The following is a 12,655-nucleotide window of genomic DNA, read 5'->3' on the forward strand; positions in this document are numbered from 1 at the left end:
CGCGGTTCTGTGGTTCGGTGCGGTCCAGGTCCAGGCCGGGGCGATCACGCCTGGCGCCATGACCCAGTTCGTCATGTATGCCTTTGTCGCGGTCAGCGGCATCGGCATGCTCACCGAGACCTATACCGAAATGATGCGCGCGGCCGGAGCGACGGAGCGGCTGATGGAATTGCTGGCGGCGCGCGCCTCGCTGCCGGTCGCGGCACCGGTCGAGCGTCTCGCCGAGCCGGTGCGCGGCGCGATCGCTTTCGAGGGGGTGAGTTTCGCCTATCCGGGCCGCGAGGCCGAACCGGCCTTGCGCCATGTCAGTTTCGCTGCCAGCCCCGGTGAGACGGTTGCGATTGTCGGACCATCGGGCGCCGGCAAGACAACCCTTTTCCAGCTCCTGCTCCGGCTGCATGACCCGCTTGAGGGGCGGATCTGTCTGGACGGGCATGATATCAGGCAGCTTGACCCGCAGGCCCTGCGCTCGAAGCTGGCCATCGTGCAGCAGAATGCGCCGCTTTTTTCCGGCAGCGTGGCCGACAATATCCGTTTCGGACGGCCCGGCGCGAGCGATGCGGAGGTCCACGCCGCGGCGCGGGCAGCCAATGCCGAGATCTTCATCCAGGCCTTGCCGGACGGGTATGACACGGCGCTGGGCGAGCGGGCAGCAACACTGTCTGGCGGGCAACGCCAACGCCTCGCCATTGCCCGCGCCATCTTGCGCGACGCGCCGGTGCTCCTCCTCGACGAGGCGACGAGCGCGCTGGATTCCGAAAGCGAGCAACTGATCCAGGCCGCCGTCGAGACGCTGTCCGAGGGGCGAACCACGCTGGTCATTGCCCATCGGCTGGCCACCGTGCGTTCGGCCGACCGGATCATCGTCCTCGAGAACGGGCAGGTCGTGGACACCGGGCGCCATGAAGAGCTGCTGCGACGCGGCGGCCTCTATGCCCGTTATGTCGAGCTTCAGTTCGGACAGGCTGAAGCCTAGTCCGCCGGTCCCGGCTTGGACGGCTTGGAGGGCTTGGTTGATTTGGAGGGCTTGGGCGGCTTGGGCGGCTTGGGCGGCTTGGGCGGCTTGGGCGGCTTGGACGGCTTGGCGTCACTGCGCACCAGCACATTTCGGCCGGGCGCCTTGCGGATCGGCTTGAGTTTGCCCTCACCGGGCGTCCGTGCCGGGACGTCGTCGCCGGAATGGCTCGCAAGCCAGTCACGCCAGTCACCCCACCAGGAACCGGGATGCTCGGTTGCGCCCTCGATCCAGGCCTCGACCGCTTCGGGAAGGGCCTCATTGGTCCAGTACTGGTATTTCTTCGCGTCCGGGTGGTTGATCACGCCGGCGATATGGCCCGAGCCGGCCATCATGAATCGCACCGGGCCGCCATAGAGCCGGGCAGCACGATAAACGGAAGGGTAGGGCGCGATGTGATCCTCGCGCGAGGCCTGGATATAGACCGGCGTCTTGACCGCGCCGAGGTCGAGCTTGTGGCCGCCGAGCTCAAGTTCGCCCTTTGCGAGCCGGTTATTCTTGTAGAAATTATCGAGATACCAGAGGTGCAACGCCTTGGGCATGCGGGTCTGATCGGCATTCCAGAACAGGAGGTCAAAGGCCTGTGGCTGGCGTCCGAGCAGGTAGTTGTTGACCACGAAGGACCAGACAAGGTCGTTTGAGCGCAACAGGTTGAACGTGTCCGCCATGGAGCGGCCGTCGAGCACGCCGCCCTGGCTGTCCATGATGCGCTCGATCTCCTTGAGCCAGTTATCGTCGATGAAAATCAGCAGGTCGCCGGCCTTCTCGAAGTCTGACTGGGCAGCAAAGAAGGTCGCCGAGGCGATTCGCTCGGACTGGCCTTCTGCCTCAAGCCAGGCGAGGGCAGAGGACAAAAGCGTGCCCGCAACACAGTAACCGACCGCATTGACCGCGGTTTCGCCGGTCGCTGCCTCAATTGCGTGCAGCGCTGCAAACAGGCCCTCATGCATGTAATCATTGAAGGTCTTGTCCTTGAGCTCCGGCCCGGGATTGACCCAGGAAATCAGGAAAACGGTAAAGCCCTGATCGACCAGCCAGCGGATCATGGAATTCTTTTCGCGCAGGTCCATGATGTAGAACTTGTTGATCCAGGGCGGCGCGATCAGCAATGGCCGCTGCTTCACCGTTTCGGTGGTCGGCGCGTACTGGATCAGCTCCATAAGCTCGTTCTCGAACACGACCTTGCCCGGCGCCGTGGCCATGTCGCGGCCAACCTGGAAGCCTTCCATGTCCGTCTGTTTGAGCGCCAGCCGCCCATCGCCCGAGGCGAGGTCGTCGAGCAGGTTCTGCAGACCGCGTGTGAGGTTCTCGCCCTGGCTCTGCATGGTCTCGCGCAGCACGTCCGGATTGGTCAGTGCGAAATTCGTCGGGGACAGGGCATCGGTCATCATGCGCGTCAGGAATTCGACCTTGCGCTTGGAGCGCTCATCAATGCCTTCGACACTGCCGACCAGCCCCATCAGGAAATGCTGATTGAGCAGGTAGGATTGCTTGATGGCATCGAAAACCGGGTTTTCCGACCAGTCCGTCGAGCGCCAGCGCTTGTCGCCCGGTTCCGGTTCGATCGCGGGCTTGGTCTCCGCCTCGCTGGCCATTACGCGTTTTGTCGTGTTCGACCAGAGATCGATATAGCCTTTCATCAGATCCGCCTGGGCCCGCATCATCAGGTCCGGCTGGGCGACGATCTGTTTCCAGACTTCGTGGAATTCCGGCGCCGAATGGAAGGGGTCGGCATTGGGCAGGACGGTGTCGCCCTCCAGGGCCTTGCGCATCACGTCGGACAGGAGGTGTTGCGATTTCAGCGAGGCCTGCATGAGATTGCGGGAGAGGTGGTCGAGCGTCTCGAGCTCCTTCTCCGACAGCCCTGTCCAGCCCGCATTTGCGGAGCCGGCCTTGCCTTTGCCTGACTTGTCGCTCATGGCAGTCCCTTGTTATCAACGGGTGACTCAGACCCTTATCAGCGTATAGAAAGCGCGACGCGCGTCCAGCGCGAGGAGAGCCCATGCAACATGTCCTGATCGCCGTGTCCATCACGCTGCTTGTCGGTGGCTGCGCTGTCATCGACATGCCGACTGCTTCGGGGAGCAATCCGGACTGGGTTGAAGAGCGGCTCCGGGAGGCCGGGGATGGACGGCAGGCACCGGCAGTGGTACCGGTAACATCCATTCCGGCCAGCGAAGCGAACGCCATGGATGTCGCGGCCCGTCGCCTGCTGGCGGAACGGGCTGCCATGGAAGCCGAGGCGCAACGCCGGGAAGAAGAAAACCGGCGCGGCTCTGCGGAGGAATTTGCGTCCCAGGGGCAGGCGCGTACCCAGCCGCCCCAGCAGTAAACAGGAAGTCACCGGCCGGCTCTGGTCCGCACGGTGTTTTGAGGAAGACGAGATGAGCGACACGCATGCCCTGACCAATCTGGCCTTCCAGGCCGTTCGTGCGGCGGAAAGCGCCGCCGTTGCCGCATCCGCTTGGATCGGTCGTGGCGAAAAGGAGCTGGCGGACCAGGCTGCGGTTGACGCGCTGCGCACCGGCCTCAACGCCATGCCGATGAAGGGCCGGATCGTGATCGGTGAAGGCGAGCGTGACGAAGCGCCGATGCTGTTTATCGGCGAGGAAGTCGGCACCGGTGAAGGTCCCGAAATCGATATTGCGCTCGATCCGCTGGAAGGCACGTCACTGACCGCCAAGGGCCAGGCCAATGCCCTGGTGCTTGTCTCCTTCGCCCTGCGTGGCGGGCTTCTGCATGCACCGGACACCTATATGGACAAGATCGCCGTCGGACCGGGCCTGCCCGCCGGCGTTGTCGATCTGGATGCCACGCCGGGCGAGAATGTCCGCAACCTGGCCAAGGCCAAGGGTGTTGATGTTTCCGAGATCACGGTGTGCATCCTGGAGCGCGAGCGTCACCAATACATCATTGACGGCGTGAAAGAGGCCGGTGGCCGTATCCGCCTGATCCCCGATGGCGATGTGGCTGGCGGGATGGGCACGGCCGGTCTCGGTGCCGGTGTCGACATGTATATCGGCCAGGGCGGTGCGCCCGAGGGCGTGCTGCTGGCGTCGGCGCTGCGCTGCATTGGCGGCCAGATGCAGGCGCGCCTGGTCTTCCGCAATGATGACGAACGCGCCCGCGCGGCACGCACCGGCGTCACCGATCTCGATCGCAAGTATGACGTCGCCGAGCTGGCGGCCAGCCATTGCCTCTTCGTCGCCGCCGGTGTCACCGATGGCGATCTGGTCGACGGCGTCCGCAAGGAGGGCGATCTCGTCCACACGCATACGCTTTTGCTCGACTCAGCCGATCATTCCGTCCGCCGTATCCGGTCAGCCCGACCGGCGGTCTGATTGATGGTGTGATGCCTGACGAAATTCCGACACTGACAAGCGGCTCATCTCCACTTCTGGGGGTGAGCCGTTCGCTGTCCGGCAAGCGCTGGAAGCTGCGTGAGGCGGATGAGCGTGCCGTCGTCACCATCGCCCGCCAGCAGGGCGTGCCGGACGCCCTGGCCCGCGTGATCGCGGCGCGCGGCATAGCGCCTGAGGCTGCGGCCGGCTTTTTGTCGCCGCGCCTGCGCGACAGCTTTCCCGACCCGTCCGATTTTGCCGACATGGACAAGGCCGCCGCCCTGGTCTGGGACGCCCTCGAAGCCGACCGGCCGATGGCTGTCTTCGCCGATTATGACGTCGATGGCGCGACCTCCGCGGCGCAGCTGATCCGCTATTTCCGGCATTTCGGCCGCACCGCCGACATTTACGTGCCGGACCGTGTCGAGGAGGGCTATGGCCCGTCCGGCGCCGCCTTCGAGACCCTGCAGCAGCGCGGTGCCGAGCTGGTCATCACGGTGGATTGCGGCGCCGCCGCCCACGCCGCGCTGGAACACGCCGCCGGTATCGGGCTCGATGTCATCGTCATCGACCATCACCTGATGGATGAGACCATGCCGCCCGCGGCGGCCCTGGTGAATCCCAACCGCCTGGATGACAAGTCCGGATGCGGCCATCTGGCAGCCGCCGGAGTCACTTTCGTCTTTCTCGCAGCCCTTAACCGCGAAGGCCGCCGCCGCGGCACGGTCACGGCCGACAATGCGCCCGACCTGCTCGACTGGATCGACCTGGCGGCGCTCGGCACGATCTGCGACGTCGTCCCGCTGACCGGGGTCAATCGCGCCATCACCGCCCAGGGGCTCAAGGCCATGGGGCGATGGTCGCATCTTGGCCTGCGCTGCCTCGCCGAGACGTCGGGCGTGGAGGGCGAAGCCTCGACCTATCATGCCGGATTCCTGATCGGTCCGCGCATCAATGCCGGCGGCCGGGTCGGCAAATCGGATCTGGGTGCGACGCTCCTGACCACCCAAGACGAAGCGCTGGCCCGACGGATTGCCGGTGAACTCGACACCCTCAATGCCGAACGGCGCGCAATCGAGGCGGATGTCCAGGCGGCCGCACTGGCCCAGCTGGAATCGCAGAACAGTGACCGTGCCATCTTGATTGCGGCCGGCGAGGGCTGGCATCCCGGTGTGATTGGTGTTGCGGCCGGGCGCCTCAAGGAACGATTCGACAAGCCGGTCATCGTGATCGGGATTGACCGGTCTGCGTCGCCACCGGTGGGCAAGGGGTCGGGCCGGTCCGTGCCTGGCGTCAATCTGGGCGGTGCCATCGCGGCGGCCCGGGAGGCCGGCCTGCTCAGCTCAGGCGGCGGTCATGCCATGGCGGGTGGCCTGACCGTGGACCCGGACCGTATCACCGAACTTGTTGCCTTCCTTGACGCCCGGATGGGCCCGGAACTGGCTGCGGCGGCCGACGAAATGGCCTTGCGCGCGGATGGTGTCCTGACCGCCAGTGGTGTGAGCACCGAACTCGCCCAAATGCTCGAGCGGGCGGCGCCGTTTGGCCAGGGCAATGCCGAGCCGCGCTTCGTCCTGCCGCGAATGCGCGTCAGCTTCGCCAAACGGGTCGGGACCGATCATGTCCGTTTCACGCTCGGTGATCTGGACGGAAGACGCGTGGATGGGATCTGTTTTCGCTGCGCCGAAACGCCGATCGGTGAGGCCCTGCTGGCCGCGGGGGCGGACTTGTTCCACGCCTATGGTCGCCTTAAGCTGGACACTTGGCAGGGGCGCGAACGCGTGCAGCTGCACCTGGAGGACCTGGCGACTGTTGCGGAATGAGTTTTTGCAGAAATCCCGCTTGCAAGGTCGCTCAGGCTTTTCTATACGACGGCCCTCACATCGCTGCGGTCCCTTCGTCTATCGGTTAGGACGCCAGGTTTTCAACCTGGAAAGAGGGGTTCGATTCCCCTAGGGACTGCCACGATGTGCCTCTCCTGAAATCGATCTCTTGAGACGCCGCCGTTGAATGATCCTCAACGGCGTTATCAGTGCGTCTCGTCCCGGAGCGCGCGCAGACCAGACTGTCCAAAGCCGCGATCACCGACCGGTTCGCACCCTTGCAGGTTGGCTTCGGCGGTGGCGATCGCTCGATTGTGGACTATGATTTCGGTGCGCTTGCCGAGGATTTCAGCTTCCGCGCTGATTTGGCCAACATTCAGGTGAATTCGCGACGTATCGTTGCCGTTGGCATGCTCCATCGCAGCAGGCTCCTCGCCCTTGAGACGGACATGGAAGCACGTCGCGGGGTGCCTCTCGAAAACGCAATAGAGGTCACTGGTGATTTCGTCTGTGAGCCAAGGCCGGTGGAGTAGGCAGGGCCGGCTGGGCAGGACGAGGCCTGCGCCACCCGTCCTGCGATGACAGAGCGGATTTGCTTCAGCGCGGGGCGCGGGCTATAGGCCCACTCCGGTTATCGAGCGGAGAAAGCGGGCATGGCCCATCTGTCGACCAAATCCTATGGCAATGAACGCGGATTGTCCTGCTGTTCGCGGCAATGGGCGGCTGACAGTCATTGCGCGCTGCTGCATGGCTATTCCTTCGGCTTCCATTTTGTCTTTGCGGCTGAACAGCTCGACAAGCGCGGCTGGGTCCTCGATTTCGGCAAGGGCGGTTTCGGTCCGATCAAGGCGTGGCTGCATGACATGTTCGACCACACCCTGCTGGTGGCCGAAGACGATCCGGAACGACCGGCGCTGGAAGCGCTGGGCGAGCGTGGCCTGGCCCGGGTTCGCATCGTTCAGGGGACTAGTTGCGAGCGGATGGCGGAGCTGGCCTTCCACAAAGCGTCCGAGATCGTCCTCGCGGCTACAGGCGGGCGTTGCTGGGTCGAGTCGGTGGAGTGTTCGGAGCACGCGTCCAATTCGGCCATTTTCCGGTCGTCAGCCGCCGTTGCGCAGCTTGCCGAGGCCGAGCGCCTTCAAGCCGAGCTGTCGAACGACTGATTCGCTTCCACCGGACGAGTCGCCCACCGCGAACGGTTGATGCATCAAATTGATGCGCGCACGGACCGGTACCGACCGCGTGTGAACACTGTTATCTGCTCAAAAAACTCGCCTCATACGCGAATTTTGCAGCTTACCAAATTGTCATCCGGATCGCATCAGGTAGCGTTGCAAAATTGTCTATACCACTAAATGTTGTGGAATTTGGGGTGAGAATGGCTCTCACTGTCAACATCTGGGGAATTTCTGAAGCAGCCATTTGCCGGATTCACCTTCTCTTAACATGTCATTTTGTGTAACAATCCTTCGCTTGAGGGTTGTTTAAGCGAGTGACATTATGGTTTTGGCTCACGAAGTCTTTGAAGACACAGAGATGCTTGAGCTCGAAGGCCGGGTTAAATGGTATGATCCGGCTCGAGGCTACGGTTTCATTGATGCGAATGACGGTCAGGGAGATATCCTGCTCCACGCCAGTTGCCTTAGACGGTTCGGGCAGGGGCCGGCGCTTCCCAACGCGAAAATCGTCTGCAAGGCGGTCCAGGGTAACAAGGGACGCCAGGCGATCGAGTTGACGGCCATGACAGGTGGCGATGCCGAGGCTGAACCCCGGCCGCGCCGTTTTCATCCCTATGCGGTCGTCAACACCCCATTCTGCGACGCGGTTGTGAAATGGTTCGACGCCCTGCGCGGTTATGGATTTGTGACCTGCGACGATGTCGAAGGTGATGTCTTCCTGCATGCCGCCACATTGCGACGTGCGGGCCTGGAGGATATCCAGCCGGGTGACCGGCTCGAAGTGCGCTGTGTGGAAGGTCCCAAAGGCGCGCTGGCCGCGGAAATCAAGGTCGCCGGCCTCAGCTGAGCCCGCACACCGGGCCGGTGCAGAACGCCCGGCCTTGCTTGCGATTGAACGTTGCGTGCGAACCGGCGCGCGGCTAGCTTCGCCACATGCGAAACCTGATCCTTTCCGGCCTTCTGGCTCTTGGCCTTGCTGATGCCGCTTCGGCGCAGCAGACCGACCCGCAAGTCTCACAAGATCCGACCGCCGAGGATGCGAGCGTCCAGTTCGGTGGTCCTGATCCTGTACGTATCGTCACCGCCGTCGGCGACGAATATGAAATCATGGCCGAGATTGCCGCCACCCCCGAGCAGAAGCAGCGCGGGCTGATGTGGCGCGAGACGATCGAGCCGGGTACCGGCATGCTTTTTCATTATGATCCGGCCGAGCCGGCCTCGATGTGGATGCGTCACACCCTGGTCGATCTGGACCTCATCTATATCGATCCGGCTGGCGTCGTCGTGAAAATCATCGCCTTTGCCCAGGCCGAATCGCTGCGCAGCCTGTCGTCCGATGCGACCGTGGCCGGCGTGCTTGAGCTGGGTGCCGGTCAGGCGATCGAGATGGGGCTGCGCCCGGGCGACACAGTCCACCATGCCTTTTTTGATAATGAGCAGGCGGAAGTGACCCCGTCCGAAGAGACTGCCGCTGCACAGGAAAGCGACGGCGAGGCGCAGTAGGCTTGCCTTAATCGGGCGGCGCTTACATAAGGACATCAAGTCGGGGCGTGGCGCAGTCTGGTAGCGCATTCGCTTTGGGAGCGAAGGGTCGCAAGTTCGAATCTTGCCGCCCCGACCAATTGCCGTTGCTTGACCGGGTCGCTCCATACCGGTCGAGATTTGATTGGGAGAGGCGAATGTTCGCGAAGATCTACCGTCCCGCACGCAATGCCATGCAATCCGGTCGCGGCAAGACCAAGAGATGGGTGCTCGAATTCTCTCCGGAAATGGCCAAGCGCCCGGACCCGCTGATGGGCTGGACCTCGTCTTCCGACATGCGCGGCCAGGTCAAGCTGAACTTTGACAGCCAGGACGATGCCGTGGCCTACGCCAAGCGCCAGGGCATTCCCTTCCAGGTCGTCGAGCCGCACGAGCCCAAGCGCTACGCCAAGTCCTATTCCGACAATTTCGCGGCCGACCGCAAACAGCCCTGGTCGCACTAGTACCGGCGCCTGAATTCCGCTTCCGTAGCTCAACCGGATAGAGCGCCCGCCTTCTAAGCGGATGGTTGCAGGTTCGAGTCCTGCCGGAAGCGCCATTTTTCCATTGGTCCCGCTCCGCTCGACCCGAGCCCGTCACCACTTATGGCGTTGAGGTCGATGCTCACATGGAACGCGCTCAAGGCTGTGGGGTTTGAGAAGGGGCCTGCCGGGGGCGCCATTTTATCTCTCACGGCAGTTCGCTGCGCTCATGCCCCGGCCGGTTCAGGCCGCAGCGGCGACGGCATCAAACCCCCGCTCCAGGTCCGCGATCAGGTCTTCCGGCGCTTCCAGGCCGATCGACAGGCGGATCAGGGCGCCGTCATGCCTGCGGTCGGTCTTGGTGCGTTTCAATTGCGGATCGCAATGGATGGCGAGGCTTTCATAGCCGCCCCAGGAAAAGCCCATGCCGAAAAGCTCGAGCGCATCGAGGAAGCGCTCTGACGTCGGGATGTCCCAGCCCGGCACCTCAAAGGCGAAGAGGCCGCAGGCGCCGGTGAAATCACGCTTGAAGATGGCATGGTCGGGATGATCGGGCCGGGCCGGGTGGCGGATGGCGCCGACCTCGGCGCGGGCAGCCAGCCAGTCGGCGATCGCAAGGCTGGTGTCGGCGCTGCGCTGCATGCGCACGCCCATTGAACGCAGGCCCCGCAAGGCGAGATAGGCATCATCCGGACCGGTGTGGAAGCCAAAGGCCCGCTCCGTCGTCTGCAAACGCTCGAACAGGGCCTCATCGCGCGCCACGACAGCCCCCATCAGCAGGTCGGAATGCCCGCCGACATATTTGGTCAGCGCCTGGGCGGCATAATCGACACCGAGCTGCAGCGGTTTGAGCGTCAGGCCGGCGCTCCAGGTGTCGTCGATGATGGTGATGACGCCTTTCTCCCGCGCGACCCTCGCAATGGCGGGCACGTCCTGGAGTTCCATCGTCAGCGAGCCGGGGCTTTCCAGCAGGATGGCCTGGGTCTTGTCGGTGATGAGGTCACCGATCTGCGCGCCCATGCGCGGCGCAAAGAAGCGGGTGGTGACGCCATAGCGCGACAACTGGGTCAAAAGGAAATTGCGCACCGGGCCATAGATGCAGTCGGCCGCCAGGACTTCGCCGCCGGCTTCGGTCGCGGCGAGGATGGACAGCGTATTGGCCATCAGGCCGGAGGAGGTGAGCGCACAACCGGCGCCGCCCTGCAGCTCGCTCAGGGCCGAGCGAAGCGCGTCATGGGTTTCCAGCCCGACCCGGCCATAATGCTTGCGGCCGGGCGGAAAGTCGTAGAGGGCAGCCGCCGAAGGGGCGAGCACGGTCGAGCCGCGCGCCACCGACGGATTGACCTGGCCGCGATCATCATGCGGGCGTCCGAGGCGGGTCAGGCGGGTTTCGTCTTTCATGGCGCGGCGCGTCCTGTTTCAATTTCGGTATCGGGACGGCTGCCCCATTCGCTCCAGGATCCGTCATAGACGGCGGACTCCCGTCCCAGACAATCCAGTGCCAGCGACAGAATGCAAGCCGTCACCCCAGACCCGCAGGTTGTGATGACCGGTCGGTCGAGATCGATACCGGCCTTCTCAAAGGCCTCGGCGCTGGCGCGCAGGTGTCCATCCGCGTCCAGAAGGGCGGTGAAGGGCAGGTTGCGGGCGCCGGGCATGTGTCCGCTACGCATGCCGGCCCGCGGCTCTGCCACCTGCGCCGCAAAGCGGGCTTCACCTCGCGCATCGAGAATCTGGTGGCTGCCGGTGCCGATGGCGGCGGAGACACGGTCGCGATCCGCCAGTTGTCCCGGTTGCAGGCGGGCGAGAAAATCACCGTCAGGCCAATGTGTTGCGGGTGTATCCTCGACCGGTCCATCAGCTGCGATCCAGGCCGGCAGGCCGCCATCAAGGACAGCGACATCGTCATGGCCCATCGTCCGGAACATCCACCAGACACGGGCCGCGCTGAACAGGCCATAGCGATCCCAGACGATCAGCCGGCTGTTGGCACGAATGCCGAGCGCGCGGGCATGCGTGGTGAAGCTCGCGGCGTCCGGCAGCATGTGGGGCAGGGGATTGGCGGTATCCTTGACCGTGTCGATGTCAAAGATACGGCTGCCGGGGATATAGCCGGCGGCGCCGTTCTGCGGTCCGCCGGGAAAGCTCCAGCTGCCATCGAGGAAGATTGTGTCCGGATCATCGAGACGGGTGCGTGCTTCGATGGCAGAAACCAGCCCGGCCGTCATCAGACCAGCCAGGCCGGCACGGGCAGGCCCTTTCCGCGCAGGAAGTCGGGATTGTAGAGTTTGGACTGATAGCGCGAGCCGTGATCGCAGAGAATGGTCACGATCGTGTGGCCGGGTCCGAGATCGCGGGCCATGCGCATGGCGCCGGCGATATTGACCCCCGATGATCCGCCCAGGCACAGGCCTTCATGCCGGGTCAGGTCGAAAATGATCGGCAGGGCCTCCTCGTCGCTGATCCGGTAGGCGCGGTCGACCGTGATGCCCTTGAGATTGGCGGTGATCCGGCTCTGGCCGATGCCTTCGGTGATTGATGTGCCTTCGGCTTTCAATTCCCCGTCCTTGTAGAAGCCATAGAGCGCCGCGCCGCCCGGATCGGCGAGACCGATCTGGATTCCGGCGCGCTTGGCCTTGAGGCCTTGGGAGAGGCCGCCGAGTGTCCCGCCTGAGCCGACCGCGCAGATGAAGCCATGCAGCTCGCCTTCAGTCTGGTCCCAGATCTCCATCGCCGTGGTCGCTGCGTGAAAGTCGCGATTGGCGGTATTGTCGAACTGGTTGGCCCAGATCGCGCCGTTCGGCTCGCTCTCGTTCAGCTCGGCGGCCAGCGTGCCGGAATAGCGGGCATAATGATTGGGGTTGGCGTAGGGCACGGCATCAACCTCGATCAACTCGGCGCCCAGCAGCCGGATCGCGTCCTTCTTCTCCTTGGACTGCGTGCGCGGGAAGACGATCACGACGCGATAACCCAGTGCAGCGCCGACCAGCGCCAGCCCGATCCCGGTATTGCCGGCCGTTCCCTCGACAATCGTTCCGCCGGGACGCAGCGCACCGCTGGCCTCGGCCGCCCGTATGATGCCCAGCGCGGCGCGATCCTTGATCGATCCGCCCGGATTGAGGAATTCGGCCTTGCCGAGGATCTCGCATCCGGTCGCCTCGGAGGCTGCGTTGAGGCGAAGAAGGGGCGTATGTCCGATCAGGTCGATGACAGTTCGGGCGGCTGGCACGGGCGGATCTCCTGTATTGACGTCTGCCGGGTACCAGTTGGGTGTCGCGGATGGCGAATAAAATGG

At 64.0% G+C, this 12,655-nt stretch carries 13 protein-coding genes and 3 tRNA genes; 11 read left to right on the forward strand and 5 right to left on the reverse strand.

The features are described 5' to 3' along the window. The coding region (locus QZZ02_RS03280; protein ID WP_291842334.1) for an ATP-binding cassette domain-containing protein at positions 1-976 on the forward strand (976 nt) is incomplete at its 5' end. Here QZZ02_RS03280 and phaC read toward each other — a convergent pair. Continuing rightward, entirely contained in the window at positions 973-2,934 is a 1,962-nt protein-coding gene (gene phaC / locus QZZ02_RS03285) for a class I poly(R)-hydroxyalkanoic acid synthase (RefSeq protein WP_291842336.1), read from the reverse strand. The two genes, QZZ02_RS03280 and phaC, sit on opposite strands and share 4 nt — an antisense overlap. Positions 2,935-3,017: 83 nt before the next feature. Between phaC and QZZ02_RS03290 the strand changes: the two genes are divergently transcribed. The 4 genes from QZZ02_RS03290 to QZZ02_RS03305 all read left to right on the forward strand — a co-directional run bounded on the left by QZZ02_RS03290 (position 3,018) and on the right by QZZ02_RS03305 (position 6,321). Beyond that, on the forward strand, positions 3,018-3,347 hold the full coding sequence (locus QZZ02_RS03290; protein WP_291842338.1) for a hypothetical protein: 330 nt from the start codon (positions 3,018-3,020) through the stop codon (positions 3,345-3,347). A gap of 52 nt (positions 3,348-3,399) precedes the next feature. Next, a complete protein-coding gene (gene glpX / locus QZZ02_RS03295; RefSeq protein WP_291842340.1) occupies positions 3,400-4,356 on the forward strand; it encodes a class II fructose-bisphosphatase in 957 nt (318 codons plus the stop codon). A gap of 11 nt (positions 4,357-4,367) precedes the next feature. Continuing rightward, a complete protein-coding gene (recJ, locus tag QZZ02_RS03300; RefSeq protein ID WP_291842342.1) occupies positions 4,368-6,179 on the forward strand; it encodes a single-stranded-DNA-specific exonuclease RecJ in 1,812 nt (603 codons plus the stop codon). 67 nt (positions 6,180-6,246) lie between these two features. Beyond that, positions 6,247-6,321, forward strand: a tRNA-Glu gene (locus QZZ02_RS03305). Positions 6,322-6,385: 64 nt separating this feature from the next. Here QZZ02_RS03305 and QZZ02_RS03310 read toward each other — a convergent pair. Further along, positions 6,386-6,598, reverse strand: a complete 213-nt coding sequence (locus QZZ02_RS03310) for a hypothetical protein (protein ID WP_291842344.1) — start codon at positions 6,596-6,598, stop codon at positions 6,386-6,388. A gap of 234 nt (positions 6,599-6,832) precedes the next feature. On the opposite strand from QZZ02_RS03310, the gene QZZ02_RS03315 reads away from it, so the two are divergent. The 6 genes from QZZ02_RS03315 to QZZ02_RS03340 all read left to right on the forward strand — a co-directional run bounded on the left by QZZ02_RS03315 (position 6,833) and on the right by QZZ02_RS03340 (position 9,437). Beyond that, positions 6,833-7,342, forward strand: a complete 510-nt coding sequence (locus QZZ02_RS03315) for a 6-carboxytetrahydropterin synthase (RefSeq protein WP_291842346.1) — start codon at positions 6,833-6,835, stop codon at positions 7,340-7,342. A gap of 373 nt (positions 7,343-7,715) precedes the next feature. Further along, positions 7,716-8,204 carry a cold-shock protein gene (locus QZZ02_RS03320; protein WP_291842348.1) on the forward strand — a complete coding sequence of 163 codons (489 nt, stop codon included), beginning with the start codon at positions 7,716-7,718 and terminating at the stop codon, positions 8,202-8,204. Between the two features lie 86 nt (positions 8,205-8,290). After that, the gene (locus QZZ02_RS03325; RefSeq protein ID WP_291842351.1) at positions 8,291-8,860 is read left to right on the forward strand and encodes a DUF192 domain-containing protein; all 570 of its coding nucleotides are present in this window, start codon (positions 8,291-8,293) and stop codon (positions 8,858-8,860) included. Between the two features lie 41 nt (positions 8,861-8,901). Continuing rightward, positions 8,902-8,978 (forward strand) — tRNA-Pro (locus QZZ02_RS03330). 58 nt (positions 8,979-9,036) lie between these two features. After that, positions 9,037-9,342, forward strand: a complete 306-nt coding sequence (locus QZZ02_RS03335; RefSeq protein ID WP_291842352.1) for an ETC complex I subunit — start codon at positions 9,037-9,039, stop codon at positions 9,340-9,342. Between the two features lie 18 nt (positions 9,343-9,360). After that, positions 9,361-9,437: transfer RNA gene (locus QZZ02_RS03340), tRNA-Arg, on the forward strand. Between the two features lie 166 nt (positions 9,438-9,603). On the opposite strand, the gene metC is transcribed toward QZZ02_RS03340, so the two are convergent. Genes metC through QZZ02_RS03355 form a run of 3 tightly spaced genes read right to left on the reverse strand, consistent with a single transcriptional unit; the run spans position 9,604 to position 12,589 of the window. After that, the gene (gene metC / locus QZZ02_RS03345) at positions 9,604-10,761 is read right to left on the reverse strand and encodes a cystathionine beta-lyase (protein ID WP_291842354.1); all 1,158 of its coding nucleotides are present in this window, start codon (positions 10,759-10,761) and stop codon (positions 9,604-9,606) included. Beyond that, positions 10,758-11,588 carry a sulfurtransferase gene (locus QZZ02_RS03350; protein WP_291842356.1) on the reverse strand — a complete coding sequence of 277 codons (831 nt, stop codon included), beginning with the start codon at positions 11,586-11,588 and terminating at the stop codon, positions 10,758-10,760. The genes metC and QZZ02_RS03350 overlap by 4 nt, the downstream gene beginning before the upstream one ends. Beyond that, positions 11,588-12,589, reverse strand: coding sequence for a cysteine synthase A (locus tag QZZ02_RS03355; protein ID WP_291842357.1), 1,002 nt, complete (start codon positions 12,587-12,589; stop codon positions 11,588-11,590). Before QZZ02_RS03355 ends, QZZ02_RS03350 begins: the two co-directional genes overlap by 1 nt. Between the last annotated feature and the right edge of the window lie 66 nt (positions 12,590-12,655).

The organism is Maricaulis sp., assembly GCF_015665295.1.
GTDB lineage: Bacteria > Pseudomonadota > Alphaproteobacteria > Caulobacterales > Maricaulaceae > Maricaulis.